This is a genomic window from Streptomyces sp. RKND-216 (assembly GCF_004795255.1).
Taxonomy (GTDB): domain Bacteria; phylum Actinomycetota; class Actinomycetes; order Streptomycetales; family Streptomycetaceae; genus Streptomyces; species Streptomyces hazeniae.
In genome coordinates, this window is sequence record NZ_SSBQ01000002.1 from 2,655,392 (window position 1) to 2,681,143 (window position 25,752).

Below are 25,752 nucleotides of genomic sequence, written 5' to 3' on the forward strand. Positions count from 1 at the left end.
CCGGGCGCACAACTCCCAGGCGGCGCCCCGGAGGTCCCACAGTTCCCCCCACGTCCGTCGCGGCGACCGTGTGGCCGGCTTGGCGTCAGCGCCGCCGCGCTGCGCCCGAGCGCGGCGGCGATCTCCGGATCCAGGCAGCCTTCCGCGTACAGCCGGTCGGGGATTCCGATGCGCAGACCTCCCGTGCCGGCAGCCGGCCGGCCCAGCCCCAGGGCGGCCCAGGCGAACTCCAGGTCGTCCGCCGTACGCGCCACCCAGCCGGGTGCGTCCGTGCCCGGGCTCAGCTGGAAGACACCGCGCAGGGCGGCGGGGTCCCGCTCCCCCCGACCGGTGGCCGGGGACCGCCGCGCACGGCCGGACGCCCGTCGACCGGACTCCCCCGCGTCGGAGCCGATGGTAAGCGGCTGTCGACGCTGCGTCACCCCCGTGCAGTAGCAGCGGTCGCGGCGCGGAGCGGTGTGCTCTCGACTGGAGGGGAACGGCCGTCTGCGGCAGGCGTACGGCGGCCCGCACGTGCAGCCAAGGAGGCCCCTCCGCCATGACCGCAGCCGGCGGGCTCGCTCTGATCATCATCGGCGCGATCCTGAAGTACGCCATCACCTGGAACCCGGAGGGCATCGACCTGCAGATCCTCGGGACGATCCTCATCTGGGGCGGTGCCGCCGGTCTGCTCATCGGCCTGTTCCTCACCTGGACGAAGCGGCGGCACGACGGGGACCGCAATCCGCCGTACAACCCGCCGCCGGACGACCGCTACTACGACGACCCGAACCGCTGGTGAGGTCCCGGCCCGCGCGGAAAGGGAGCCGGGCAAAGCGAACATTCCGGCATCGCACCGGTGTTGGGGGGCAGGGCCGGGGAAGCGGATGTGTGCCGCAGGCGTTCCCACCTCACGTCGAACAGCCCGGTTCGCCGCCCACGAAAGGACCCTGGCTGTGCACGTATCGCAATCCCTCAGACGCCGAGGTGTCGCGGCACTCGCCGCCGCGGCGCTCGCCGCACCCCTGATGCTGGCCTCTTCCACCGGTGCCAGCGCCTCGCCCGACCCGGCGAAGAAGGGGGAACAGCTCGCACGGAAGCTCGTGAAGCGGGCCGAGGCGGACGACGCCAAGTGGCACCTGCGGGTCTTCCAGGCCCTCGCGGACATCAGCGACGGCAACCGCGCGGCCGGTTCGCAGGGTCACGACCTGTCCGCCTGGTATGTGGGGACGCTGCTGCGCGGCGCCGGCTACGACGTGACGTACCAGGAGTTCGAGTTCACCTACGTGGAGACGCTCGCCGAGAAGCTGCACGTGGTGTCGCCGGACGCCCGCGAGGTACCCGTCCGGCTCATGACGTACACCCAGAGCACGCCGGAGGGCGGCCTGGAAGCCCCGGTGGCGGCGGTTCCGGAGGACGACAGCACCGGCTGCGAGGCCGCGGACTTCGCCGGCGGCGACTACACCGGGAATATCGCTCTGATCCAGCGCGGCGCCTGCACGTTCGCGCAGAAGCAGCAGAACGCCGCGGACGCGGGCGCGGTCGGCGCCATCGTCTACAACAACACCGAAGGCGAGCTGAACGGCACGCTCGGCGGCCCGGACGCGGCCCGCATCCCGACCGGCGGCGTCAGCCAGGCGGACGGCCGGGCGCTGGCGGCAGCCGCCGCGGACGGCAAGGTCGTGGTGAACCTGGAGGTGCGCGAACTCCAGGAGGAGCGCACCACCTCCAACGTGCTCGCCGAGACCCGTGGCGGCGACGCGGCGAACACGGTGATGCTCGGCGCCCACCTGGACGGCGTGTCCGAGGGCCCCGGCATCAACGACAACGGCTCCGGCACGGCCGGTCTGCTGGAGGCGGCGCTGGAACTGGCCCGCGCCGACCGGCACGGCAAGCATGAGAACAAGGTGCGGTTCGCGTTCTGGTCGGCGGAGGAGCTGGGCCTGATCGGCTCCGAGCACTACGTCGCCGAACTGTCCGAGGCACAGCGCGAGGAGATCGCGCTCTACCTCAACTTCGACATGATCGCGTCCCCGAACTACGGCCTGTTCGTCTACGACGGCGACGACTCGGACGGGGTCGGCGCGGGCCCGGGCCCGGCGGGTTCCGCCGAGATCGAGGCGGGCATCAACGGCTTCATGGACCGGGCCGGGTATGCGCCGCGCGGTACCGACTTCACCGGCCGCAGCGACTACGGCCCCTTCATCGCGGTCGACATCCCCTCCGGTGGCACCTTCACGGGAGCGGAGGGCGTCAAGACCCCGGAGCAGGCCGAACTGTGGGGCGGCGAGGCGGGCGTCGCGTACGACCCGTGCTACCACGCGGCGTGCGACGACCTGGACAACATCAGCATGGCGGCCTTCGACGCCAACGTGAACGTCATCGCGCACGCGGTCGGCACCTACGCCTGGGACACCAGCCCCGTGGACGCCGCCGTGGCGAAGGGCGCGAAGGAGGCGAAGTCGAAGTCGAAGTCGCTGACGTCCCCTTCGCCGGAGAACGGCGCCGAGGGCGAGCACATCCACGGCGGCGCCCACGCCGGCTGCGGCGAGGTCACGGAGTAACGGACCGGGGAGACCGGACGGGCCACCGGCCCGGAACGGCGCGCGGCGCGGGCGCACAGCCCGCGCCGCGCGCGCGTTCACGCCTACCGCACGCCCCCGCGCGCGCGATCTTCTTGCACCTCGCCCGCGCACCGAGGCTGCGTACGACGGTGGTCGCCCGGTAGGCTTTCCGTGTGATCTTCAAGCGAATCGGAAACGGGCGGCCGTACCCGGACCACGGCCGGGAAAGCACCCGCCAGTGGGCGGACGTCGCCCCACGTCCGGTGCGCCTGGACCAGCTCGTCACGACCAAGGGTCAGCTCGACCTGGAGACTCTGCTCGCCGAGGACTCCACCTTCTACGGCGACCTGTTCGCCCACGTCGTGAAGTGGCAGGGCGACCTGTACCTCGAGGACGGCCTGCACCGCGCCGTGCGCGCCGCACTCCAGCAGCGGCAGATCCTGCACGCGCGCGTCCTCGAACTCGACTGAGCCCGCCTGCGTGACGGCTCTGTGAGAGCTCCACCGCCGCCTCACGGCGAGCTGCACCGCACGGCGCCACCCGTCCGGGTCAACAGCGACGACGGCCGTACGAGCGGTTGTACTGCGCCGTACGGCCGATTCGTTACGGCACACCGTTGATCATCCAATAGGCAATGCACCCGGCGCGCACTACCCTGCGCTCATGAGCATGCTCACTCCCCCCGGCATGGGCGGCCAGTACCGCATCAAGGGTGATCGCTACCCGCGCATGCGGCGCCCGCGCAACCGCCGCAAGATCGTGCTCGCCGGCCTGGCGACGGCGATGACCCTCGGCCTGGTCGGCTGGGGCTCGCTGCAGATCGTCGGCGTGTTCGCGGGCAACGGCGACTCCGCCCAGGCCGCCGGCCGCACCGGGGACCAGTGCCGCGCCCAGGACGGCACGTCATCCGCCGACGGGCGCAACGCCGAGCAGGCGTCCGCCTCCGCGCGGCCCGGCGCGCAGCGGAACGGGAAAGCCGGCGAGGGGAAGGCCCCGACGGCCGTGCCGAAGCCGGGCAAGGTCACCGTGAACGTGCTCAACGCGACCTCGCGCAGCGGCCTCGCCGCCAAGACGGCGAAGGAGCTGAAGAAGCGCGGCTTCGCCGTCGGGGAGATCGCCAACGCCCCCGCACACCTCGACCACAAGGTCGACGCCCCCGGCCTGCTGATCGGTGCCGCGGGCGCCGAGACCCTCGCCCGGATGAAGGTGCTCGGCACGCAGCTGGAGGACGCGAAGACCCGCCACGACGACCGCGAGGGCGACGACGTCGACCTGGTGATCGGCAACGACTTCAAGGGGCTGGCGAAGCAGAAGGACGCCGACCGCGCGCTGACCGCGCTGGCGCAGCCCTCCCCGAAGCCGTCACCGAGCTGCTGACACCCCGCGAGGGCGGCCGACGGCCCGGGGCGCGGTCACCGGGGCGCGACGGGCACCCCGTGCGGGTCTCAGCCCGCGGTGCCGTACATGCGGTCGCCGGCGTCGCCGAGCCCCGGCACGATGTAGCCGTGCTCGTTCAGGCGCCGGTCGATCGCCGCAGTGACCACCCGGACCGGCGCCCCCGCCAGCTCCCGCTCCATCAGGTCGATGCCCTCCGGCGCGGCCAGCAGACAGAGCGCCGTCACGTCGTCGGCACCGCGGTGGATCAGCTCCTGGATCGCGGCCACCAGCGTTCCGCCGGTCGCCAGCATCGGATCCAGCACGTACACCTGCCGACCGGACAGGTCGTCCGGCATCCGGGTGGCGTACGTCGACGGCTGGAGGGTGTCCTCGTCGCGGATCATGCCCAGGAAGCCGACCTCCGCCGTCGGCAGCAGCCGCACCATGCCCTCCAGCATGCCCAGCCCGGCACGCAGGATCGGCACCACGAGCGGGCGCGGGTGCGACAGCCGTACCCCGCTCGTCGACGTGACCGGCGTGGTGATGTCCACCTCCTCCGTGCGCACGTCCCGCGTCGCCTCGTACGCGAGGAGCGTGACCAGCTCGTCGGCGAGGCGGCGGAAGGTGGGGGAGTCGGTGCGCTCGTCGCGCAGGGTGGTCAGCTTGTGTGCCACCAGCGGGTGGTCGACGACGTGGGTCTGCATGACCTCGACAGTAACGGAGGCATCTGCACGCCCAGCAGTGGCGTACGCCCGGCACCGGGGGAGACAGTGGTCGTGTACGCCGGAGGTGTGCATATGCCCGACAAAGGGAGAGACCGCGAGCGGGGACCGGCCACCGAGACGGCCGGCGAGGGCGCGACCCCCGAGATCGACCACGAGCGGCTGCGGCGGCGCGCCCGATTCCTGCGCGAGCTGAACGAGGCCAAGGAGCTCCGGGAGCGCGTCCAGCCGCGGCGCGCCCGGGTGGCACGTATGCGGCACCAGATGCGAATGCGGACCTTTCGCTGGTGAGATCGGCGGGTCGCGACGCCCGCCGCCGGAAACCCGACACGACGCCACGTCGAAGAGGCTTCGCGAAGCCGCTGTTTCTGCCACGATTCGACCTGGGACCGCACGGTCGCGATCGCACGGTCCTCGTCACCAACTCGGGCACACGGAAAACCAGTGGGAGAGTCAGGTGTACTTCGCCGCACTGCTCGCTCGCACCGACGACGGATGGCAAGCGAGCGACACAGAACTCGACGACGTGGAGACGCTCACCGATCTCGCCGACCTGGCCCGGGAGGCCGTGGGCGACGAGGAGACGGTGCTCGTCTGCATCGAACAGGACGGCGCCTGGTTCGGCGTCGTCCGGGTGGACGGGGAGGACGACCCGCGCGTCTTCGTCTCCGACGCCGCGGCCGCCATGCGCAGCGCCTACGGCGAGATGCTGCTCTCCGACGAGCTGCTCGGCCGCGAACCGGAGGACCTCGCCGCCCTCGAGCAGCTCGTGGACCTCGACGGGACGGAGGACGGCGAGCCGGAGTCCGCGACGGCGGACGGCCCGGCCGACGACTCCGGATCCGATCAGGTGCCGGCCGGACCGCTGGGTGACGCGGAGCTGCTCACCGACCTCGGCATGGACCCGGCGTCGGTGCTGTCCCTCACCGCGGAGGACGCGCTGACGGAGATCGCCGACGCCCTCGGCTGCACGGACATGCTCGAAGCCGTGCGCTGAGCTCCGCCGCGGGGCAGACCGACGTTCTGGGCGCGCCGGTGGCACTTCGCCCGGCCCGGTGTGCGGCTCCCGTGCGACGGAGCGCGGAGGACGGCTGCGGGGGTCGGCCCCGGGGACGCCGAGGGGCGCGGAGTCGCCGCGTCGCCGGGGCATCCGACGGGTGCGGTAGAACGGGCTCATGAACGACCCCGTGCGGGACCCGTGGGCGGAGCCGATGCACCAGGCGCTCATCGAGGCGCGCCTCGCCCTGGAGACCGCCGACGTCCCCGTCGGCGCCGTTGTCCTCGGCCCGGCCGGCGCGCCGCTCGCCCGCGCCCGCAACGCGCGCGAGGCCACCGGAGACCCGACGGCCCACGCCGAGGTCCTCGCCCTCCGTGCCGCGGCCCGCGCCCGCGGCGAGTGGCGCCTGGCCGGCTGCACCCTCGTCGTCACCCTGGAGCCGTGCACGATGTGCGCGGGCGCCGCGGTGCTCTCCCGCGTGGAGCGCGTGGTGTTCGGCGCTCTCGACCCCAAGGCGGGTGCGGCGGGCTCGCTGTGGGACGTGGTGCGCGACCGCCGTCTCAACCACCGCCCCGAGGTGGTGCACGGCGTCCTGGCCGATGCCTGCGGCGCGCTCCTCACGGACTTCTTCCGCGGGGCCCGGGGGACGTCGCACCCCGGCACGCGCTCCCGCCCGGATACCGATTTCGGCTGACGGCGACGGTGGGATAGGCTTCCTCTCGGTAGCGTGTCCGAGCGGCCGAAGGAGCTCGCCTCGAAAGCGAGTGAGGGGGCAACTCCTCCGTGGGTTCAAATCCCACCGCTACCGCTCCGCAGCACGGCGAAGGGCCGGACCCGACGGGTCCGGCCCTTCGCCGTGCCCGCTCCGCTCCCGGCAGCGCCCCCGCCCTCGTGTCCGCGCGCGCTTCCGTCCCAGGGCTGGGCCGCGGGCGGTCCCGGATGGTTAGACTCGCGCGATCGAACGGCAGATCGCACACGAGATCGATACGGGGCCGGCAGGGCCGGGAGGCGCAAGCGGTGGACATCAAGAAGGTCGTGGTTTACGTCGTCGTCGTCTTCATCCTGTGGACGATCATCACTTCGCCCGCACGGGCTACAGAGTTCGTCGGGGTCGGCTTCGAAGGCATATCCACCGCTGCCAAGAGCGTCGGCGAGTTCATGACGGAACTGGTCGACTGACGGCGACCGCGAGCCGCCGGCCCCGGCCCGGGACCGCCCGCGCGCGGTTCCGTCCGGACCCGTGTTCGTCGTGCATCTGGCCCAACTACCCAGCAACACGGAGTTTTCGGGTGCTTGCACGCTATGCGTCTGTCTTGTGATGCTATGACCGCTTTCGCCGGAACCGTGGACGGACCCGCACCCGCGAAGAGTGCGTGAAGGGTGGTTGCCGAGTGGACCGGTCACCGACGCTCCCTCAGGCGTCGCCCGGGCATCCCGTGGCGGCGGACACCGCCGGAACCGGCGCCGCGGACGCCGGCGGCGCCCCGAGCGGCCCGGCGGGTACCGGCGGAACGGCCGCCGGGACCACCGGCAGGGCCGGTGCGGCACCCCGCAGCCGGAGCGCGGCGGCCCGCGCGCTGACGCAGGCGCTCTTCGACGAACTGTCCGGCCTGGAGGCCGGGAGTGCCGCGCACAACCGGGTGCGGGACGCGCTGATCGAGGCCAACCTGCCGCTGGTCCGCTACGTCGCGGCCCGCTTCCGCAGCCGCAACGAGCCGATGGAGGACGTCGTCCAGGTCGGCACCATCGGGCTCATCAACGCCATCGACCGCTTCGACCCGGAGCGGGGCGTCCAGTTCCCCACATTCGCGATGCCGACGATCGTCGGGGAGATCCGCCGCTACTTCCGGGACAACGTGCGGACCGTGCACGTGCCGCGCCGGCTGCACGAGATGTGGGTGCAGGTCAGCGCGGCGACCGAGGATCTGACGGTGCTGCACGGCCGCTCGCCGACCACCGCGGAGATCGCGGAGCGACTGCGGCTGAGCGAGGAGGACGTGCTCGCCTGCATCGAGGCCGGACGCTCCTACCGGGCGACGTCACTGGAGGCCGCACAGGAGCGCGAGGACGGGCCGCCCGGCCTGCTGGACCGGCTCGGCTACGAGGACCCGGAGCTGGACGGCGTGGAACACCGCGACCTGGTGCGGCACCTGCTGGTGCAGCTGCCCGAAAGGGAGCAGCGCATCCTGCTGCTGCGCTACTACCGCAACCTGACGCAGTCCCAGATCAGCGTCGAGCTCGGCGTCTCGCAGATGCACGTGTCGCGGCTGCTGTCCCGGAGCTTCGCCCGCCTGAGGGCCGCAAACCGGATCGACGCGTAACTCTTTCGAAGGACCCGCTGAGCGGACGACAGGTCTCCGATCGGCAAACTTTGTCGACTTGGCGCTACATCGTGTTGCTGACTTGTGACATTCTGCGAGTAGCGCGTTTGATGCGGCCGCACCCGAAGGTATGGAAGAGGAGGTGCCTCTCACCCGAAGGGCGCCGCCGCGACCCGTCCGCGACCTCAAGGGGGTGGCATGTCCGTAGAACTGGGCAGCTCGAAGGTGCTCACCGAGACCACGACCGACGACGACGCACTGCACGGCCTTCCGGCGGTGCCCGAGGAGACGGCACCCCCCGCCGACAGCGCGGCGATCGACACCCGCACCCTCTCCCGCTCCCTGTTCCTGCGGCTCGCCACGCTGGACGCGGACAGCCCGGAGCGCGGATACGTCCGCGACACCCTGATCGAGCTCAACCTCCCGCTCGTGCGGTACGCCGCGGCACGCTTCCGCAGCCGCAACGAGCCGATGGAGGACATCGTCCAGGTCGGCACCATCGGGCTCATCAAGGCGATCGACCGCTTCGACTGCGAACGCGGCGTCGAGTTCCCGACGTTCGCGATGCCCACCGTCGTCGGGGAGATCAAGCGCTTCTTCCGCGACACCTCGTGGTCGGTGCGGGTGCCGCGCCGCCTCCAGGAGCTGCGGCTGGCGCTGACCAAGGCCGGCGACGAGCTGTCGCAGACCCTGGACCGTTCGCCGACCGTCTCCGAACTCGCCGCGTGCCTCGGGGTGTCCGAGGAGGACGTGGTGGACGGCCTGGCGGTGGGCAACGCCTACACGGCCTCGTCGCTGGACACGCCCTCGGTCGAGGAGGACGGCGGCGAGGGCTCGCTCGCCGACCGCCTGGGCTACGAGGACACCGCGCTGGAGGGCGTGGAGTACCGCGAATCGCTCAAGCCGCTGCTGGCCCGGCTGCCCGCCCGCGAGCGGCGCATCATCATGCTGCGTTTCTTCGCGAACATGACGCAGTCGCAGATCGGCGAGGAGGTCGGCATCTCCCAGATGCACGTCTCCCGGCTGCTGACCCGGACGCTGGCGCAGCTGCGCGAAGGCCTGATCTCGGAGGAGTGAGCGGTCCGGCGCGCGGCCGGCCGGCCCGCGCGCCGACGGACCGCGTCCGCCGGGCGGCGTGACGGACCGACCGCGCCGGAGTGATGGATCGTCAGGAGAGCGCCAGCCAGGCGACCCCGGCCAGCACGGCGACGACCACGACGATGCCGAGGATCAGGCCGAGACGCGGGCCGGAACCGCCTGTCGCGGCGGCACGCTGCTGCGGCGCGCCCTCGTCGACGAAGGCGCGGAACATCTGGGTGCTGCCCGCGGGGTCGGGCTGTCCGCCCGGGTTCGGGCCCTGGGGTGCGTGAGGGTTGTGAGCCATGAGTCAGGACCCTAGCGAACCGCGCTCGGCCGAAACAGCCCCGGCCCCCGCCGGAGAACGCCGTCGCGCGCCCCCGGAACCCTTCGGGAGGGGCCGTTCTCACGCAGATCAACTTGCGTGCAACAACCAATCGATCCTATGGTTGCCCTAAGCAACGAAACGCCAGGAGGTCACCACGGTGCCCAGGGAACCGGAGGACGCGGAGCCGGACCTCCGCCACTACCGCGAGCTGGCCCGCCAGCTGCGCTCCGTCGGCGTCGTCAACCGCGAGCTCGCCCGGCGCCTGCCGCATGACTGCCCTCCGGCGTCCGCGGGCCTGCTGACCCTGCTCCGCCGGCACGGCGAGATGCGCATGAGCCGGCTCACCGAACTGCTCGGCATCGACCTCTCGGTCACCAGCCGCCACGTCGCGCACGCCGCCGGGCGCGGCTGGATCGAACGCCTCCCCGACCCGCACGACGGCAGATCCCGGCTGCTGCGCCTCACCCACAGCGGCGAGAGCCGGCTCGACGAGCTGAGCGAGCTGGCCACCGAGACCATGCGTGAGTTTCTCGGCGACTGGAGCGCCGAGGAGGTCGCCACCCTGAGCTCGCTCCTGGAACGCCTCGGCCGGACCTTCGGCGACTGCCGTGCCCGGGGCGGCCACAGCCCCCCGCCCGGCACGGACGCCGCACCCGCCCCCGCCACCAGCCGCACGTAAGAGAGAAGCGACCCCTCGCATGGCAACCAGCACGCGCCCCCACGCGCACCGCGCCGGCGGACCCCGGACGGAAGGCTCCGCGGCCGCGCCGCCCATGACGCACCGCCAGATCATGGAGGCCCTGTCCGGGCTGCTGCTCGGCATGTTCGTCGCGATCCTGTCGTCGACGATCGTCTCCACCGCACTGCCGCAGATCATCGCCGACCTGGACGGCAGCCAGAGCTCCTACACCTGGGTGGTCACCGCCACCCTGCTCACGATGACCGCCACCACCCCACTGTGGGGCAAACTCGCCGACCTCACCAGCAAGAAGGTGCTGGTCCAGACATCGCTGGTCGTCTTCGTGCTGGCGTCCTGCGGCGCCGGCCTGTCGCAGAACACCGGCACGCTGATCGCCTTCCGCGCGGTGCAGGGCATAGGCATGGGCGGCCTGACCGCCCTGGCGCAGATCATCCTGGCCGCCATGATCTCGCCGCGCGAACGCGGGCGGTACAACGGCTACCTGGGCGCCACCTTCGCCGTCGCGACCGTCGGCGGCCCGCTGCTCGGCGGCGTCCTCACCGACACCGCCTGGCTCGGCTGGCGCTGGTGCTTCTACGCCGGCGTCCCGTTCGCCGTGATCGCGCTGCTGGTCCTCCAGAAGACCCTGCACCTGCCCGTGGTCAAGCGCCAGGGCGTCCGGATCGACTGGCTGGGCTCCGGCGTCTTCGCGGCCTCCGTCTCGCTGCTGCTGGTGTGGGTGACCCTGGCCGGCGACTCGTACGCCTGGCTGTCCTGGCAGACCTACGCCATGGTGGGCGGCTCGGTCGCGCTCGCGCTGCTCTTCCTCCTGATCGAGTCGCGGGCGAAGGAGCCGATCGTCCCGCTGCGGCTGTTCCGCAACCGCACCATCACGCTCGCCTCGCTCGCGTCGCTGTTCGTCGGCGTCGCGATGTTCGGTGCGACGGTCTTCCTGGCCCAGTACTTCCAGCTGGCCCGCGGCGAGTCGCCGACCATGGCCGGACTGATGACCACACCGATGATCGGCGGGCTGTTCGTCTCCTCCACCGTCTCCGGGCAGATCATCACCCGGACCGGGCGCTGGAAGGCGTGGCTCGTCGCGGGCGGCGTGCTGCTCACCGGCGGCCTCGCCCTGCTGGGCGGCGTGCGCTACGACACCGTGTACTGGCAGGTCGCGGTGTTCATGGGCCTGCTGGGTCTCGGCGTCGGCATGATGATGCAGAACCTCGTCCTGTGCACCCAGAACCAGGTGGACACGCGGGACCTCGGCGCCGCCAGCTCCGTCGTGACCTTCTTCCGCTCGCTGGGCGGCGCGGTCGGCGTCTCCGTGCTGGGCGCCGTGCTCGCCGAGCGCATCGCGGACTACGTGCGCGAGGGCATGGCGGAGCTGGGCGCCCCGGCCGCCGGCTCCGGCGGAGCCGTCGGCGGAATCCCCGACCTGAGTGAACTTCCCGGCCCCGTACGGGCCGTGGTGGAGAGCGCCTACGGACACGGCATCGCCGACATCTACCTGTACGCGGCGCCGATCGCGCTGGTCGCGCTGCTCCTGGTGGTGTTCATCGCGGAGGTGCCGCTGCGCACCAGGTCCGCGATGGAGGAGGAAGCCGCCCAGGAGGGACCGTCCTTGACGAAGGCACCCGCCGCCCCGGTGGCCGACGACACGGCGACCGCCGCCCCGGTGACGCTCGACGCCGCGAGCGCCCCGGCCACGCCCGCGCCGCGTCTCACGGGCACGGTGCGGGCCGCGGACGGCACGGGCCTCCCCGCCTCCCGGGTCACCCTGATCTCCCTGGACGGACGGCAGCTCGGCCGCTGCGTCGCGCACGCCGACGGCTCGTACGCGCTGGATGCCCCCGGCGCCGGCAGCTATGTGGTGATCGCCGCCGCCGACGGCCACCAGCCGCAGGCGTCCACCGTCGCCCTCGGCGAGGGCCGCGTCCGTCACGACCCGGTACTGGCGGGCACCACGGGCCTCACCGCCCAGGTGCGCAGCGCCGCGGACGGCGGCCCGGTGCCGGAGGCGAGGGTCGTGGTGACCGACGTGCGCGGCGACGTGCTCGCCACCGGCAGGACCGGTGAGCAGGGCGACTTCACCTTCGACGAGCTGCCGGCCGGTACCTTCACCGTCGCCGTGAACGCGCCCGGGCACCGGCCGGCCGCCCGGCCGGTCGACGTCGACGCGCTCGGCGCCCGCTGCATCGAGATCGCGCTGGCCCCGGGCGCACGCCTGCAGGGCAGCGTCCGGGCGGGCGCGGACCGCCGTCCGCTGGCCGACGCGCGGGTCACGCTCGTCGACGAGGCGGGCGGCGTCGTCGCCACATCGACGACGGGGGAGGATGGTGCCTACGCGTTCACCGACCTGGCCGAGGGCGAGTACACCGTCGTGGCCAGCGGCTACCCGCCGGCGGCGAGCGCGCTGAAGGTGGACGGCCGCGGCGTCGACGGCTACGACGTCGAGCTGTTCCATCCCGAGTCCTGAACGGCGCGCGACGAGGCGCGGAAGGAAGGAACACGAGCTGATGGCAGGCGTACGTGCGGACATCCGGACCCGTGACGGCTGGGCGGTGCGGCACGCGGTGCTGACCGTCACGGACGCGGCGGGCGAGCAGGTGCTGCGCGCGCCCGTCGACGACGACGGCTCCGTCCGCACCGACGACCCGCTGCCCGCGGGCTCGTACACGGTCCTCGTCACCGCCGTCGGCTACGCCCCCGCCGCCGTCACCGCCCTGGTGACCGCGTCGGGGCGGGCCGACGTCGGCACCCTGGAGCTGACCCGGCAGGACGGCACCCGGCTGCCCTCGCCGGGCCCGTGGACCATCGACCCGGCGCACTCCCGCGTCGCCGCCACCGCCCAGCACCTGGGCATCTCCAGCGTGCACGGGCGGTTCACCGCGTTCGGCGGCCGTATCGACATCGCCGAGGACCCGGAGAAGTCCCGTGTGGAGGCGGTGATACGCGCGGACAGCATCGACACCGGCAACGCGCTGCGCGACCGGCACATCCGCTCCGCCGACTTCCTCAACGTCGCCGAGCACCCGGACATCACCTACCGCGCCACCGGGGTCGAGGCGGCCGGCGCCGACGGGTGGACCGTGCGCGGGCAGCTGGCCATGCACGGCCTGGTGCGGAACGTCGACCTCGACCTGACCTGCCTGGGCACCGGCCCGGACTCCGCAGGCGCGCAACGGGCGGCGTTCCGCGCGACGACCGAACTGCGCCGGCACGACTTCGCGATGACCTACAACCAGGTCGTCGCGGCGGGCATCGCGGCCATCGGCACCACGCTGAAGGTCGAGCTGGACATCCAGGCCGTGCAGGGCGAGTCGCTGCCGCCGACACCCAAGTAGCTGGGCCCGGACGGCACACCCCTCGTGGGCTCGGGCGGAACCCGCCCTTCCGGGAGCGGGTTCCGGACGGGTTCCGGACGCGTTCCGCGCCGGTCACCGGCCCTCCGCCGCGAACAGCGGGCGTCGCACGGGTGACGGACGGGTGCGGCGCCGCTGGTGGGCCTCCCCCGCTCGCCCGGAAGGTGACCGGCGCCACCGTCACCACGTGCGTCTAATTCAACACTCAACGTTACTTAAAACGGATGGTCGGATGTGCATCCGGCACCGCTTCCCGACAGACTCTCGACCGCTGTCCGTCACACCAAGCGGAAGGTCTGTCACCATGCGTCACCTCGTGAAGTCCGCAGCGGCGATCCCGTTGCTGGCCGCAGGCGCTCTCGTCGGTCTCCTCAGTGGCACGGCGACCGCCGCGCCCACGGCGCCCGACGCGCTCCACGCCCCCTCGGCCCTCGTGCTCACCGTGGGGGACGGTGCGAGCGCCGCCACCGCGGTGCCGCTGCGCGCCGTCACCCTCACCTGCGGCCCGCAGGCCGCGGGCTCCCACCCGGCGGCGGCCGCCGCCTGCGGTGAACTCTCCGCAGCCGACGGCAACTTCGCCTCGATCGGCACCGGCGGCTCCGACCGCTTCTGCCCGATGGTCTACGACCCGGTCGTCGTCACCGCGACCGGCGTCTACGACGGCCGACGGGTGGACTTCGAGCGCACCTACGGCAACCCCTGCGAGATGGGAGCCTCCGGCACGGCGGTCTTCGCCTTCTGAGCCGGCTCTCCGCCCAGACGTCCCGCGAGCGCCTCCCCGCGGCGGGACGGGCCACCCGGCCCACCGGGCGGACGTGGGGTCCCCCCGTGCCCCATGTCCGCCCGGCTTCTCCTTCCGGCTCCCTACCCGGCTCCTTCCGGAGCCGTCACTCCGCCTCCGGGCGGGCGGCCGCTCAGCCGCGGGGGTAGGTCTGGGCGTCCATGACGTCGAGGTTGAGGAAGCGGGGCTCGCCCGTGCAGAGTTCGCGCATGCGGGCCGCGACCTCCTGCGTCTCCGCCAGGTCGTTGTTCCGCATCGCCGCCTCGTAGGAGGGGAACTCCACGATGTCGACGTAGTGGTCGGTGCGTTCGCGGTCGTGGGTGTGGAACTCGTGCGTGAGGGTGCGCTTCCCCTCGGTCGCCCGGAGGAACTCGTCGTAGAGCAGCTCCATCTCCGCGGGCCGCTTCGTGTCGTACTCGATGACCTGGATGAACGTCATCGTCATCACTCTCTCGAAGACCGGTTCCGATGCTCGCCCCCTCCTTCCATCCTGCGCCCGCGCGCGGCGACCGGCACGGCGGGACGGGACGGGACGCTGGATGGAGCGGGACGCCGACGGCCTCCGTCGCCTCCGCGGGTGCGGAGGCGACGGAGGCCGTCGGCGTGCGGGGCCGGTCAGTCCCGGCGGGAGCGCTTGGGCCGCCAGACGACCAGCGCGCTCGACTGGTGCACCTCGCTGTACGGCACGAGGTCCCGGCGATAGGAGGCGTGCACCTGCTGCTCGCGCTGACGCATCGCCACCGCCGCTCCCTCCACGGCCTGCTGGAGTTCAGCGACCCGCGACTGGAGCGCGGTGACCTGGTTCTCCAGCTCGATGATCCGCTTGATGCCGGCGAGGTTGATGCCCTCGTCCTGGCTGAGCTGCTGCACCTGGCGCAGCAGCTCGATGTCCCGCGCCGAGTAGCGCCGGCCGCGGCCGGCCGTACGGTCCGGGGAGACCAGTCCGAGACGGTCGTACTGGCGGAGCGTCTGCGGGTGGAGCCCGGAGAGCTGCGCCGCCACCGAGATGACGTAGACCGGGGAGTCGTCGGTCAGCTCGTACGGCTGCCGCCCCCCGAAACGCTGGCTGTTGCCGCCTCGGCCGCGCATCTCAGTCTCCCTTCGCTGCCTTGAACAGCGCCGCTCTCGGGTCCTCGTCCGCGGTGGCGTCGCGATAGGCCTCGAGCGTGTCCCGCGCCTTGTCGCCCAGGTCCCCCGGCACCGACACGTCGACGGTGACCAGCAGGTCGCCGCGGGTGCCGTCCTTCCGGGTGGCGCCCTTGCCGCGGGCCCGCATGGTGCGGCCGCTCGGGGTGCCCGGCGGCAGCTTGAGCGTGACGGGCGGGCCGCCGAGGGTCGGCACCTTGATCTCGCCGCCTAGCGCGGCTTCCGGGAAGGTGACCGGCACGGTGACCGTGAGGTTGTCGCCCCTGCGCCCGAAGACGGGGTGCTTGTCGACGTGGACCACGACGTAGAGGTCGCCGTTGGGGCCGCCGCGCTCGCCGGGGGCGCCCTTGCCGCGCAGCCGGATGCGCTGCCCGTCGGTGACGCCCGCGGGGATGCGGACCTGCATGGTGCGCGAAGAGGTCGCCCGCCCGCTGCCCTTGCAGACCTCGCACGGGTCCTGCGCGATCAGACCGCGGCCCTTGCAGTCCACGCACGGGTCGGTGAGCGAGAAACCACCGCCGCCGCCCCGGCTGACCTGGCCGGTGCCGACACAGGTCGGGCACACCCGCGGCGTGCCGTTCTTGTCGCCGGTGCCGGAACAGGCCTTGCAGGCGGCGGAGGAGGACATCCGCAGCGGCACCGTCGCACCGTCCACGGCCTCGGTGAAGCTGAGCGTCACCTCCGACTCGACGTCCTGCCCGCGCCGCGGCTGCGTACGGCCGCCCGCGCCGCCGCGGTTGAACAGGCCGCCGAACACGTCGCCCAGACCGCCGCCGAAGCCGCCGCCCTGGGGTCCACCGGCCGGGCCGCCCTGGGTGCCGCCGAACAGGTCGCCCAGGTCGAAGTTGAACGAGCCGCCGCCCGCCCCGGGTCCGGGACGGAATCCGCCGCCGCTCCCGAAGAGGGCGCGCGCCTCGTCGTACTCCTTGCGCCGCTTGGCGTCACCGAGGACGTCGTACGCCTCCGAGGCGTCCTTGAAGCGCTCCTCGGCGGCCGCGTCGCCCCGGTTGGCGTCCGGGTGGTTCTCCCGGGCGAGCTTCCGGTAGGCCTTCTTGATCTCGGCCTCGGTGGCGTCCTTCGGGACGCCGAGGACCTTGTAGTAGTCCTTCTCGATGAAGTCCTTGGTGCTCATCCCCGACGTCCCTCCTCTCCTGCCTGCGCGTACCCGACGTCAGCCCTCGTCCGGGCCACCGTCGTCCTTGTCGTCCGCCGCATGCTCGTCCGGCTCCCCCTGCGCGCCCGGCTGCGGTTCGGCGACACCCACCCGTGCGGGACGGATGGTGCGCTCGCCGATGCGATACCCGGGCTGGAGGATCTGCACGCACGTCGTCTCGGTGACTTCCGGCGAGTACGAGTGCATCAGCGCCTCGTGCACGGTCGGGTCGAAGGGCTCGCCCTCCTTGCCGAACTGCATCAGGCCCATCTTGGCCGCGACCATCTCCAGCGACTCGGCGACCGACTTGAAGCCGCCCACCAGTTCGCCGTGGTCCCGGGCGCGGCCGATGTCGTCGAGCACCGGCAGCAGTTCCGTCAGGAGGTTCGCCACGGCGATCTCCTTGACGGAGACGCGGTCCCGCTCGACCCGGCGGCGGTAGTTCTGGAACTCCGCCTGGAGCCGCTGGAGGTCCTGCGTCCGTTCGTTCAGCGCGGTGCGGGTCTGGTCGAGCTGCGCGGTCAGCGCCGCGCCCCCGGCCGCCGCACCCTGCCCGTCGGTCGCGTCCCCGGCCGGGCCCGCCGGGGCCGCCTCCTCCTCGGAGGCGGACCCGGCGGCCGCTGCCGCGTCGTCGGACGCGGCGTCGGTTTCGGCGTCGGCGGGGACGTCGGGCTCCTGCGCGAAGCCCGGGGTCTCCTCCGTCACGCGGCACCGTCCTTCGGCTTGTCGTCGTCCACGATCTCGGCGTCGACGACGTCGTCGTCACCGTCGGCCTTGGCCTCACCGGCGCCGGCTCCCGCGCCGGCCTCGGCGCCTTCGCCGCCCTGGGCGGCCTGCGCGTCGGCGTACAGCGCCTGGCCCAGCTTCTGGCTGGTGGCCGCGACCTTCTCGGAGGACTCGCGGATGGCGGCGGTGTCCTCGCCCTTCAGCTTCTCCTTGAGGTCGGTGAGTGCTTCCTCGACCTCGGTCTTGACGTCCCCGGGGACCTTCTCGTCGTTGTCCTTGAGGAACTTCTCGGTCGTGTAGACGAGCTGCTCCGCCTGGTTGCGGGTCTCCGCGGCCTCGCGGCGCTTGGAGTCCTCGTCGGCGTACTGCTCGGCGTCGCGCATCATGCGCTCGATGTCGTCCTTCGGCAGCGCGGAGCCGCCGGTGACGGTCATCTTCTGCTCCTTGCCGGTGCCGAGGTCCTTCGCCGCGACGTGCATGATGCCGTTCGCGTCGATGTCGAAGGTGACCTCGATCTGCGGCACACCGCGCGGGGCCGGGGGCAGGCCGGTCAGCTCGAACATGCCGAGCTTCTTGTTGTACGCCGCGATCTCGCGCTCGCCCTGGTAGACCTGGATCTGCACGGACGGCTGGTTGTCCTCGGCCGTGGTGAAGATCTCCGAACGCTTGGTCGGGATCGTGGTGTTGCGCTCGATCAGCTTGGTCATGATGCCGCCCTTGGTCTCGATGCCGAGGGACAGCGGGGTGACGTCGAGCAGCAGGACGTCCTTGACCTCGCCCTTGAGCACACCGGCCTGGAGGCTGGCGCCGATGGCGACGACCTCGTCCGGGTTGACGCCCTTGTTGGCCTCCTTGCCGCCGGTCAGCTCCTTGACCATGTCGGCGACGGCGGGCATGCGGGTCGAGCCGCCGACCAGGACCACGTGGTCGATCTCGGACAGCTGGATGCCGGCGTCCTTGATGACGTTGTGGAACGGGGTCTTGCAACGGTCCAGCAGGTCCTGGGTGAGCTGCTGGAACTGGGCGCGGGTGAGCTTCTCGTCCAGGTGCAGCGGGCCCTCGGCGGAGGCGGTGATGTAAGGCAGGTTGATCGTGGTCTCCGAGGAGGAGGACAGCTCGATCTTCGCCTTCTCCGCGGCCTCGCGGAGCCGCTGGAGCGCCATCTTGTCCTTGGCCAGGTCGACCCCGTGACCGGAGTGGAACTGCTTGACCAGGTGGTCGACGACGCGCTGGTCCCAGTCGTCACCACCGAGGTGGTTGTCGCCGTTGGTCGCCTTGACCTCGACCACGCCGTCGCCGATCTCCAGCAGCGAGACGTCGAACGTACCGCCACCGAGGTCGAAGACCAGGATGGTCTGGTCCTCCTTCTCCATGCCGTAGGCGAGGGCGGCGGCGGTCGGCTCGTTGACGATGCGCAGGACGTTCAGGCCCGCGATCTCGCCGGCCTCCTTTGTGGCCTGACGCTCGTGGTCGTTGAAGTAGGCGGGGACGGTGATGACGGCGTCCGTCACCTTGTCGCCCAGGTAGGACTCGGCGTCCCGCTTGAGCTTCTGGAGCACGAACGCGCTCATCTGCTGCGGGTTGAAGTCCTTGCCGTCGAGGTTGATCTTCCAGTCGGTGCCCATGTGGCGCTTGACCGAGCGGACCGTACGGTCCACGTTGGTGACGGCCTGGCGCTTGGCCACCTCACCGACGAGCACCTCGCCGTTCTTGGCGAAGGCGACGACGGACGGCGTGGTCCTGGCGCCCTCGGCATTGGTGATGACGGTGGGCTCACCGCCCTCGAGAACACTGACGACGGAGTTCGTCGTACCCAGGTCGATGCCGACCGCTCGTGCCATTTCAGGTTCCTCCAGCTAATGCCTTGAGTGGATATGACTCAAGAGTGCATGAGGCCCACGAATCTGTCAAAGGACATGAGTCTTGCCCGCTCAACTCTTATGCTGCACTTATGTGCACACTGGCATCACCGCAGCTCAGAGCGCTCCCGCAAGACTCCCGACATTCAGCGCACCGGTCCGCAGCCCTGCCGGGGCGGTCGGGTCAGTCCGGGGCGGGCTGCGAGTGCGGCAGCCGGTCGGACGCCTCGCACCACTCCACCGCGACGACGGCGGCGTCGTCCCGCAGGTCCCGGCCGGTGTGCCGGTCGACGGCGGCCAGCAGCCTGTCCGGCAGCACCTCGATCGGCGCGGTCAGCAGGGCCCCCGCCACCGACAGCAGCGGGAAGAACTGCCCTCCGGCGTCCCGCGCCTCGTCGATGCCGTCGGTGTACAGGAGCAGCCTCTCCCCCGGCTCCCACTCCCGGACGGACGCGGGGAAGCCCTCGGCGAACAGGTGCGCAAGCCCCAGCGGCGGCAGCGCCTCCCCGGAGCCGACGAAACGGGCGGCGCGCCCGTTCAGCAGCAGCGGCGGCGGGTGCCCGAGGTTGACCATGCACAGCCTCGGCCCGTCGATCTCCAGCAGCACGGCGGTCACGAACAGCTCGCAGCCGTCCTGGGTCCCGGTGTAAGAGTCACCCGGATCTCTCTCCAGCCGCGCGACGGCCTCCGAGCAGCGAAGCGCCACCCGCGACACGTTCGGTTCGTGGTGCGCCGCCTCGCGGAACGCACCGAGCACCGCGGCGGCCGTGCGGATGGCGGGCAGGCCCTTGCCGCGGACGTCGCCGACGATCAGCCTGACGCGGTCGCCCTCGACCACCGCCTCGTAGAGATCGCCGCCGATCCTGGCCTCGGACTCGGCGGCGACGTAGCGCGCCTCGAAGCGCAGCCCGCCGGCCTCGCGCGGCATCGGCGGCAGCAGCGCGAGCTGGGCGGCCTCGGCCACCCGCTGCACCTGGGTGAGCTGCGCCACGCGCCGCTCTCTGGCGGTGGCAGCCACCAGAGAGGCCACGCTCACCACGGCCACAGCGCCGACGACCGTGCCGTGGAGGAAGGGGCCGTCGTCGGGGTCGACGAACGCGGTACCGACTCCGACGAACAGGGCGGCGAGCGAGACGGCGAGCACCTGACGCGGCGACCCCCGGATCGCGGCCAGGGCGGGCACCGGGGAGAGCAGCGAGCCGGCACGCAGATTCGGGGCGTCGCCGATGTCGTCGCCGACCTCCACCAGAGCGACGACGAGCAGCAGGAGCCAGGGCAGCAGGGCCCACAGCGCCCCGCGCCCCGCCGCATCCCGTGACCTGCTGTTCAATCGGACCGCCACCCGGTTCGCCCCCAGAATCACTTTTATGCCGAAACGGTATCGCAGGAGGTCGGGCGACGCAGATCACCGCGGCATCGGGTGCAGCACTCCCGTGATACTGGGTAGGCTCGTACGAACCAGATAAGTTACTGCTTAGTAAACGAGTCGTCGCCGTGCCGGCGCAGGCTCGCCCGCAGGTCCGAGGAGCCGTCATGCAACTCGCCGCGATCGTCGTCTCGCTGGTGCTGGCCGTGGTCGGCACCGCGCTGTTCGCGCGCGCCATCGCCCAGATCTACCGGCACGTGAAGCTCGGGCAGGCGGTGCCCGCCGGCACCCGCACCGACGACCCCGCGCAACGCACGCTCACAGTGGCGCGCGAGTTCCTCGGGCATACCCGGATGAACCGCTGGGGCATCGTCGGCTTCGCGCACTGGTTCGTCGCCGTCGGCTTCTTCACCCTGGTGCTGACCCTCGTCAACGCCTTCGGCCAGCTCTTCCAGGCGGACTGGGTGCTGCCGATCATCGGCACCTGGCTGCCGTACGAGATGTTCATCGAGTTCATCGGCCTGATGACGGTCCTGGGCATCGCCACGCTGATCGTCATCCGCCAGCTGAGCCGCCCCGACCGTCCGGGCCGCAAGTCCCGCTTCGCCGGCTCCACCACCTGGCAGGCGTACTTCGTCGAGGCCGTCATCCTCGTCATCGGCCTGGCCATCCTCACCCTGCGCGGCCTGGAGGGCGTGCTGCACGACGTGCACGGTTACGAGGCCGCGTACTTCGTCACGTACCCGCTGGTCGCCGCGTTCGACGGGCTGAGCGTCACGACCGTGCAGAACCTGGTCTACCTCGTCGCGATGCTCAAGATCGGCACGTCGTTCGTGTGGATGATCGTCGTCGGCCTCAACACCGACATGGGCGTCGCCTGGCACCGCTTCCTCGCCTTCCCCAACATCTGGTTCAAGCGCAACGCCGACGGCGCGACCGCGCTGGGCGAACTGAAGCCGATGACCTCCGGCGGCAAGGAGATCGACTTCGAGACCGCGCTCGACGAGGACAACGAGGAGGAGGTCCGCTTCGGCGTATCCCAGGTCGAGGACTTCTCCTGGAAGGGCCTGCTGGACTTCTCCACCTGCACCGAGTGCGGCCGCTGCCAGTCGCAGTGCCCGGCCTGGAACACCGGCAAGCCGCTGTCGCCCAAGCTGCTGATCATGTCGCTGCGCGACCACGCGCACGCCAAGGCGCCGTACCTGCTCGCGGGCGGCGGCAAGTCCATGGAGGGCGAGGAGAAGGCCACCGAGGAACAGCTGCGCGGCGTCCCCGCAGACGCGCTGGCCGAAGCCGAACGCCCGCTGGTCGGCGACCTCGCCGCCGGCGGCGTCATCGACCCCGACGTCCTGTGGTCCTGCACCACCTGCGGAGCGTGCGTCGAACAGTGCCCCGTGGACATCGAGCACGTCGACCACATCGTCGACATGCGCCGCTACCAGGTGATGATCGAGTCGGCGTTCCCGAGCGAGGCCGGGACGATGCTCAAGAACCTGGAGAAGAAGGGCAACCCCTGGGGCCTGGCCAAGAAGCAGCGCCTGGAATGGACCAAGGAGCTCCAGCGGGACACAGACTTCGAGGTGCCGGTCGTCGGCAAGACCGTCGACGATCTCACCGAGGTCGAGTACCTGTACTGGGTCGGCTGCGCCGGTGCCCTGGAGGACCGGGCGAAGAAGACCACCAAGGCGTTCGCCGAACTCCTGCACATCGCGGGCGTGAAGTTCGCCATCATGGGCGGCGACGAGAAGTGCACGGGCGACTCCGCGCGACGGCTGGGCAACGAGTTCCTCTTCCAGCAGCTCGGCGAGGAGAACGTGGCCAACTTGAACGCCGCGTTCGGCGAGGATGAGGACGACGAGGCGACCAAGAAGCCCGCGACGAAGAAGAAGATCGTCGCCACCTGCCCGCACTGCTTCAACACCATCGCCAACGAGTACCCGCAGCTCGGCGGGCACTACGAGGTCGTCCACCACACCCAGCTGCTCCAGCACCTCGTCGACGAGGGCCGGCTCGTGCCCGTCACCCCCGTCGAGGGTCTGATCACCTACCACGACCCGTGCTACCTGGGCCGCCACAACAAGGTCTACACGCCCCCGCGCGAGATCATCGGCAAGGTCCCGGGCCTCCGCAACGAGGAGATGCACCGCCACAAGGAGCGCGGCTTCTGCTGCGGCGCCGGCGGCGCACGGATGTGGATGGAGGAGCGGATCGGCAAGCGCATCAACAACGAGCGCGTGGACGAGGCCCTCGCCATCGAGCCGGACATCGTCTCCACCGCCTGCCCGTTCTGCCTGGTGATGCTCTCCGACTCGGTCAACGGCAAGAAGAACGACGGGAAGGCCAAGGAGGAGCTGCAGGTCGTCGACGTGGCGCAGCTCCTGCTGGACTCGGTGCGGACGCCCTCCGACCCGCCGCCCGCGGGCGGCGAGGACACAGCCGGCGAACCCGACCCGGAGCCGCAGCCCGACCGCGACCCCGAGCCGAAGCCGGACCCGACTCCCGCCTCCTAGCGGTACGACCCGCGCGCCGCGCGCCGCCCCCTCGACGGCGGGCCCCTGTCCGGGGCCCGCCGTCGTCGTGCGTCGCATCTCCGCCCGCGCGTCACGTGCAGTGCACCGCACGTGAACGGCCGTACAACCCTTGGTGTCCGTCGGAGGTCTCCCCCAACGTCCCCGCCAGGCGCCCTGACGGCTCCCGGCATCCGCTCTCGTGCCCTGGAGACTCACGCAGTGCCCAAGCGCTACCGCAGATCCGCCCTCGCCCTCTCCGTCGCCGCCGCCGTCACCGGCGGCCTGATGACTGCCGCCATGCCCGCCGTCGCCGAAGAGGCCACACTGCACGGCGACTTCAACGCCGACGGCTACCGCGACGTCGTCGTCTCCGCCTCGAACGCCCGCGTCGACGGCGCATTCGGCGCGGGCCAGATCGTCGTCTACTGGGGCGGCCCCGACGGTCTGCAGCCCGACCGCCGTTCGCCGATCCACCAGGACTCGCGCGGCGTGCCCGGCTCCCCCGAGGAGGGCGACGGCTTCGGCGCCATGACGTACGCCGGGGACTTCGACGGCGACGGCGTGACCGACCTGGCCGTCGGTGCACCGGGCGAGGACCTGACGGGTGACAAGGACAGCGGGATGCTCACCGTGCTCTGGGGCTCCGCATCCGGCCTGGTCAGCGGCGACACGCTCGCCAACCCCACCAAGTTCGACGGCGACTTCTTCGGCAAGGCCATCGTCGCGGGCGACTTCGACGGCGACGGCGTGACCGACCTGGCCGCCGGCAGCTCCTCGACCACCGTGGTCTTCTACCAGCAGGGCATCGACCGGGCGGGCGAGGCCACCGAGTCCCGCTCGGTGCGGACCCCGATCCTCCCCGGGGAGGGCGGCGTCTTCTTCCTGACCGCCGGGGACGTCGACGGCAACGGCGCCGACGACCTGGTAGTCAACGGCTTCGACTCCGAGGCCGAGAGCGGCTACCACTGGAACGCCAACTTCTACTACCGCGGCGTCGCGGGCACGGGCATCGCCGGCTCCGCGGACCGCATGACCCCCGGGATCATCACCGGCATCGGCGACACCAACGGCGACGGCTTCGGCGACCTCGTCATCGGCGAGTCCTGGGACGAGGGCCCGCCCGGTTCGGTCAAGGGCGGCAAGGTCAGCATCCGCTACGGAACGCCCGACGGCCCCAACGGCGTCGTCAAGGAGATCACCCAGGACACCGGCGGCATCGCGGGCGGCTCGGAGAAGGACGACGCCTTCGGCGCCGAGCTGGACCTCGGCGACGTCAACGGCGACGGCCTCATGGACCTGGTCATCGGCTCGGCCGGGGAGAACCTCGGCGAGGATTTCGACACCGGCGCCGTGCATCTCCTCTACGGCTCGCCGACCGGCATCACCCCGACCGGCGCGCAGTACTTCAACCAGGACGTCGCCGGCATCCCCGGCAGCAACGAGGACGAGGACTTCTTCGGCAGCGACGTCCACCTCGCCGACGTGGACGGGGACGGCAACGCAGACCTCACCATCGGCGCGAGCGGCGAGAACAACGACAACGGCGCCGTCACCGCACTGCGCTCCGACGGCGCGAAGATCACCACCAGCGGAGCCCAGTGGATGAGCGCCACCTCCGCCGGCGTCTCCACCTCCGGCCGGCCGCTGTTCGGTGTGAACTTCGCCGGCTGACCCCGGCAGCACGACGGCCGCCCCCACCCCCTCGGTGGGGGCGGCGCGTACGGGTTTCCCTAGGGGATGTCACAGGTCAGACGCGATGTCCGGCCGTTTGCTGCCGGAGCGTCACCACAACCGCGCGGACACGGTACGTTCGAAGACGTGGCTGGATTCAGGATCGGACGCGGCAGGAACTCCCGCAACGCGCAGCAGGGACCGTACCCCCCGCACGGCCAGGCCCCGGACCAGGGGCCCGGCCCGGGGACGTACGGGCAGGGGCAGCACCACGGACCAACCTCGGGCGGTCGCGGCGGCCAGACCTGGCCCGCCGGAGGCGGCGGCCGGGGGGAACCGGAGTACTTCGGCGAGCCGCAGGGCGGCGGTTACGGCTACCCGGGCGGAGGCCCGCAAGGCGGCCACCCCGGCGACAGCCGCTCGCGCGCCGACAACCCCGGCCACACCAGGGCGTTCAGCATCCACGACCCCTCGCCGTACGGACACGGCGACGGACACGGCGACGGGCAGGGCTACGACGGCGGCTATTCCGCGGGCAGCGTGCACTCCGCCGGACACGCGCCGCCCGCCGGCCCGCGGCTGCACTGGAAGGAACTGCTCCAGGGCATCGTGCTCCGCCCCAACGCGACCTTCTACCAGATGCGCGACTACCCCGTGTGGGGCCCGGCACTGACCGTCACCTTCGTCTACGGCCTGCTCGCCGTCTTCGGCCTGGACGAGACGCGCGAGAGCGTCATCGACGCGACCCTCGGCACCGCTCTCCAGTACGTTGCCGGCACCGGCATCGCCATGGTGATCATGGGGCTGATGCTGGGCGCGGTCACGCACACCCTGGCCCGCCAGTTCGGCGGCAACGGGATGTGGGCGCCGACCATCGGCCTGTCCATGCTGATCATGTCGCTCAGCGACGCACCCCGCCTGGTGCTCGCCATGTTCATGGGCGGCACCGCGACCGCCGTGCAGGTCGTCGGCTGGATCACCTGGATCGCCGCGGGCGCGCTGTTCACCTCGATGGTCAGCCGTTCGCACGACCTGCCGTGGCCGCGCGCGCTGGGCGCCTCGGCGATCCAGCTGATGGCGCTGCTCGCCCTGGTCAAGCTCGGCACTCTCTGACGGCGCACTTCGGGGCCG

At 71.7% G+C, this 25,752-nt stretch carries 25 protein-coding genes and 1 tRNA gene; 18 read left to right on the plus strand and 8 right to left on the minus strand.

Annotated features, from left to right (window positions below):
• Positions 1–538 precede the first annotated feature (538 nt).
• The 4 genes from E4198_RS11780 to E4198_RS11795 all read left to right on the plus strand — a co-directional run bounded on the left by E4198_RS11780 (position 539) and on the right by E4198_RS11795 (position 3,920).
• Positions 539–781 carry a hypothetical protein gene (locus E4198_RS11780; RefSeq protein WP_037791435.1) on the plus strand — a complete coding sequence of 81 codons (243 nt, stop codon included), beginning with the start codon at positions 539–541 and terminating at the stop codon, positions 779–781.
• A 226-nt stretch (positions 782–1,007) separates the two neighbouring features.
• Entirely contained in the window at positions 1,008–2,543 is a 1,536-nt protein-coding gene (locus E4198_RS11785; protein ID WP_247597907.1) for a M28 family metallopeptidase, read from the plus strand.
• A 173-nt stretch (positions 2,544–2,716) separates the two neighbouring features.
• Positions 2,717–3,013 (plus strand): type II toxin-antitoxin system VapB family antitoxin, encoded by a 297-nt coding sequence (locus tag E4198_RS11790; protein ID WP_027765334.1) that lies wholly within the window; start codon positions 2,717–2,719, stop codon positions 3,011–3,013.
• Positions 3,014–3,206: 193 nt separating this feature from the next.
• Positions 3,207–3,920: a LytR C-terminal domain-containing protein gene (locus E4198_RS11795; RefSeq protein WP_136183110.1), complete on the plus strand. Its 714-nt coding sequence runs from the start codon at positions 3,207–3,209 to the stop codon at positions 3,918–3,920.
• A gap of 68 nt (positions 3,921–3,988) precedes the next feature.
• On the opposite strand, the gene upp is transcribed toward E4198_RS11795, so the two are convergent.
• Positions 3,989–4,624 carry a uracil phosphoribosyltransferase gene (gene upp, locus E4198_RS11800; protein ID WP_027765336.1) on the minus strand — a complete coding sequence of 212 codons (636 nt, stop codon included), beginning with the start codon at positions 4,622–4,624 and terminating at the stop codon, positions 3,989–3,991.
• Positions 4,625–4,717: 93 nt separating this feature from the next.
• On the opposite strand from upp, the gene E4198_RS11805 reads away from it, so the two are divergent.
• From E4198_RS11805 to E4198_RS11830, 7 genes are all read left to right on the plus strand, one after another.
• On the plus strand, positions 4,718–4,933 hold the full coding sequence (locus tag E4198_RS11805; RefSeq protein ID WP_136183111.1) for a hypothetical protein: 216 nt from the start codon (positions 4,718–4,720) through the stop codon (positions 4,931–4,933).
• A 166-nt stretch (positions 4,934–5,099) separates the two neighbouring features.
• The gene (locus tag E4198_RS11810; RefSeq protein ID WP_136183112.1) at positions 5,100–5,639 is read left to right on the plus strand and encodes a hypothetical protein; all 540 of its coding nucleotides are present in this window, start codon (positions 5,100–5,102) and stop codon (positions 5,637–5,639) included.
• Between the two features lie 178 nt (positions 5,640–5,817).
• The gene (locus E4198_RS11815; protein WP_136183113.1) at positions 5,818–6,333 is read left to right on the plus strand and encodes a nucleoside deaminase; all 516 of its coding nucleotides are present in this window, start codon (positions 5,818–5,820) and stop codon (positions 6,331–6,333) included.
• A 27-nt stretch (positions 6,334–6,360) separates the two neighbouring features.
• Positions 6,361–6,447: transfer RNA gene (locus E4198_RS11820), tRNA-Ser, on the plus strand.
• Between the two features lie 209 nt (positions 6,448–6,656).
• Complete coding sequence (locus E4198_RS24870) at positions 6,657–6,818, plus strand: hypothetical protein (RefSeq protein ID WP_168711421.1); 162 nt, start codon at positions 6,657–6,659, stop codon at positions 6,816–6,818.
• Positions 6,819–7,030: 212 nt separating this feature from the next.
• Entirely contained in the window at positions 7,031–7,960 is a 930-nt protein-coding gene (locus E4198_RS11825; protein ID WP_247597645.1) for an RNA polymerase sigma factor SigF, read from the plus strand.
• Between the two features lie 198 nt (positions 7,961–8,158).
• Entirely contained in the window at positions 8,159–9,037 is an 879-nt protein-coding gene (locus E4198_RS11830; protein WP_136183114.1) for an RNA polymerase sigma factor SigF, read from the plus strand.
• Between the two features lie 91 nt (positions 9,038–9,128).
• Here the strand turns inward: E4198_RS11830 and E4198_RS11835 are convergent, their stop codons facing one another.
• Positions 9,129–9,344 carry a hypothetical protein gene (locus E4198_RS11835; protein WP_136183115.1) on the minus strand — a complete coding sequence of 72 codons (216 nt, stop codon included), beginning with the start codon at positions 9,342–9,344 and terminating at the stop codon, positions 9,129–9,131.
• A gap of 178 nt (positions 9,345–9,522) precedes the next feature.
• On the opposite strand from E4198_RS11835, the gene E4198_RS11840 reads away from it, so the two are divergent.
• The 4 genes from E4198_RS11840 to E4198_RS11855 all read left to right on the plus strand — a co-directional run bounded on the left by E4198_RS11840 (position 9,523) and on the right by E4198_RS11855 (position 14,151).
• Positions 9,523–10,044, plus strand: coding sequence for a MarR family transcriptional regulator (locus tag E4198_RS11840; protein WP_136183116.1), 522 nt, complete (start codon positions 9,523–9,525; stop codon positions 10,042–10,044).
• Positions 10,045–10,063: 19 nt separating this feature from the next.
• Entirely contained in the window at positions 10,064–12,523 is a 2,460-nt protein-coding gene (locus tag E4198_RS11845) for an MFS transporter (RefSeq protein ID WP_136183117.1), read from the plus strand.
• 40 nt (positions 12,524–12,563) lie between these two features.
• On the plus strand, positions 12,564–13,391 hold the full coding sequence (locus E4198_RS11850; protein WP_136183118.1) for a YceI family protein: 828 nt from the start codon (positions 12,564–12,566) through the stop codon (positions 13,389–13,391).
• Positions 13,392–13,713: 322 nt separating this feature from the next.
• Positions 13,714–14,151 carry an SSI family serine proteinase inhibitor gene (locus E4198_RS11855; protein WP_136183119.1) on the plus strand — a complete coding sequence of 146 codons (438 nt, stop codon included), beginning with the start codon at positions 13,714–13,716 and terminating at the stop codon, positions 14,149–14,151.
• Positions 14,152–14,323: 172 nt separating this feature from the next.
• Here E4198_RS11855 and E4198_RS11860 read toward each other — a convergent pair whose 3' ends face one another.
• From E4198_RS11860 to E4198_RS11885, 6 genes are all read right to left on the minus strand, one after another.
• Positions 14,324–14,629 (minus strand): hypothetical protein, encoded by a 306-nt coding sequence (locus tag E4198_RS11860; RefSeq protein ID WP_136183120.1) that lies wholly within the window; start codon positions 14,627–14,629, stop codon positions 14,324–14,326.
• Between the two features lie 176 nt (positions 14,630–14,805).
• Positions 14,806–15,279: a helix-turn-helix domain-containing protein gene (locus E4198_RS11865; protein ID WP_136183121.1), complete on the minus strand. Its 474-nt coding sequence runs from the start codon at positions 15,277–15,279 to the stop codon at positions 14,806–14,808.
• Position 15,280: 1 nt separating this feature from the next.
• Entirely contained in the window at positions 15,281–16,468 is a 1,188-nt protein-coding gene (dnaJ, locus tag E4198_RS11870) for a molecular chaperone DnaJ (RefSeq protein ID WP_136183122.1), read from the minus strand.
• A 39-nt stretch (positions 16,469–16,507) separates the two neighbouring features.
• Entirely contained in the window at positions 16,508–17,194 is a 687-nt protein-coding gene (grpE, locus tag E4198_RS11875; RefSeq protein WP_136183123.1) for a nucleotide exchange factor GrpE, read from the minus strand.
• A complete protein-coding gene (gene dnaK / locus E4198_RS11880; protein ID WP_136183124.1) occupies positions 17,191–19,056 on the minus strand; it encodes a molecular chaperone DnaK in 1,866 nt (621 codons plus the stop codon). Before dnaK ends, grpE begins: the two co-directional genes overlap by 4 nt.
• Positions 19,057–19,258: 202 nt before the next feature.
• Positions 19,259–20,404: a PP2C family protein-serine/threonine phosphatase gene (locus tag E4198_RS11885; protein ID WP_136183125.1), complete on the minus strand. Its 1,146-nt coding sequence runs from the start codon at positions 20,402–20,404 to the stop codon at positions 19,259–19,261.
• A gap of 203 nt (positions 20,405–20,607) precedes the next feature.
• Here E4198_RS11885 and E4198_RS11890 point away from each other — a divergent pair, with 203 nt between their 5' ends.
• From E4198_RS11890 to E4198_RS11900, 3 genes are all read left to right on the plus strand, one after another.
• On the plus strand, positions 20,608–22,950 hold the full coding sequence (locus tag E4198_RS11890; protein WP_136183126.1) for a (Fe-S)-binding protein: 2,343 nt from the start codon (positions 20,608–20,610) through the stop codon (positions 22,948–22,950).
• Positions 22,951–23,169: 219 nt separating this feature from the next.
• Complete coding sequence (locus E4198_RS11895) at positions 23,170–24,621, plus strand: FG-GAP and VCBS repeat-containing protein (RefSeq protein ID WP_247597646.1); 1,452 nt, start codon at positions 23,170–23,172, stop codon at positions 24,619–24,621.
• A 147-nt stretch (positions 24,622–24,768) separates the two neighbouring features.
• On the plus strand, positions 24,769–25,734 hold the full coding sequence (locus tag E4198_RS11900) for a Yip1 family protein (RefSeq protein ID WP_247597647.1): 966 nt from the start codon (positions 24,769–24,771) through the stop codon (positions 25,732–25,734).
• Positions 25,735–25,752 lie beyond the last annotated feature (18 nt).

Excerpts from the sequence above, each read along its gene's own strand:
- E4198_RS11780 (WP_037791435.1), top strand. The coding sequence starts at position 539 with ATGACCGCAGCCGGCGGGCTCGCTCTGATCATCATCGGCGCGATCCTG.
- E4198_RS11785 (WP_247597907.1), top strand. The coding sequence starts at position 1,008 with ATGCTGGCCTCTTCCACCGGTGCCAGCGCCTCGCCCGACCCGGCGAAG.
- E4198_RS11795 (WP_136183110.1), top strand. The coding sequence starts at position 3,207 with ATGAGCATGCTCACTCCCCCCGGCATGGGCGGCCAGTACCGCATCAAG.
- upp (WP_027765336.1), bottom strand. The coding sequence starts at position 4,624 with ATGCAGACCCACGTCGTCGACCACCCGCTGGTGGCACACAAGCTGACC.
- E4198_RS11805 (WP_136183111.1), top strand. The coding sequence starts at position 4,718 with ATGCCCGACAAAGGGAGAGACCGCGAGCGGGGACCGGCCACCGAGACG.
- E4198_RS11815 (WP_136183113.1), top strand. The coding sequence starts at position 5,818 with ATGAACGACCCCGTGCGGGACCCGTGGGCGGAGCCGATGCACCAGGCG.
- E4198_RS11830 (WP_136183114.1), top strand. The coding sequence starts at position 8,159 with ATGTCCGTAGAACTGGGCAGCTCGAAGGTGCTCACCGAGACCACGACC.
- E4198_RS11835 (WP_136183115.1), bottom strand. The coding sequence starts at position 9,344 with ATGGCTCACAACCCTCACGCACCCCAGGGCCCGAACCCGGGCGGACAG.
- E4198_RS11845 (WP_136183117.1), top strand. The coding sequence starts at position 10,064 with ATGGCAACCAGCACGCGCCCCCACGCGCACCGCGCCGGCGGACCCCGG.
- E4198_RS11850 (WP_136183118.1), top strand. The coding sequence starts at position 12,564 with ATGGCAGGCGTACGTGCGGACATCCGGACCCGTGACGGCTGGGCGGTG.
- E4198_RS11855 (WP_136183119.1), top strand. The coding sequence starts at position 13,714 with ATGCGTCACCTCGTGAAGTCCGCAGCGGCGATCCCGTTGCTGGCCGCA.
- E4198_RS11860 (WP_136183120.1), bottom strand. The coding sequence starts at position 14,629 with ATGACGTTCATCCAGGTCATCGAGTACGACACGAAGCGGCCCGCGGAG.
- E4198_RS11865 (WP_136183121.1), bottom strand. The coding sequence starts at position 15,279 with ATGCGCGGCCGAGGCGGCAACAGCCAGCGTTTCGGGGGGCGGCAGCCG.
- dnaJ (WP_136183122.1), bottom strand. The coding sequence starts at position 16,468 with ATGAGCACCAAGGACTTCATCGAGAAGGACTACTACAAGGTCCTCGGC.
- dnaK (WP_136183124.1), bottom strand. The coding sequence starts at position 19,056 with ATGGCACGAGCGGTCGGCATCGACCTGGGTACGACGAACTCCGTCGTC.
- E4198_RS11890 (WP_136183126.1), top strand. The coding sequence starts at position 20,608 with ATGCAACTCGCCGCGATCGTCGTCTCGCTGGTGCTGGCCGTGGTCGGC.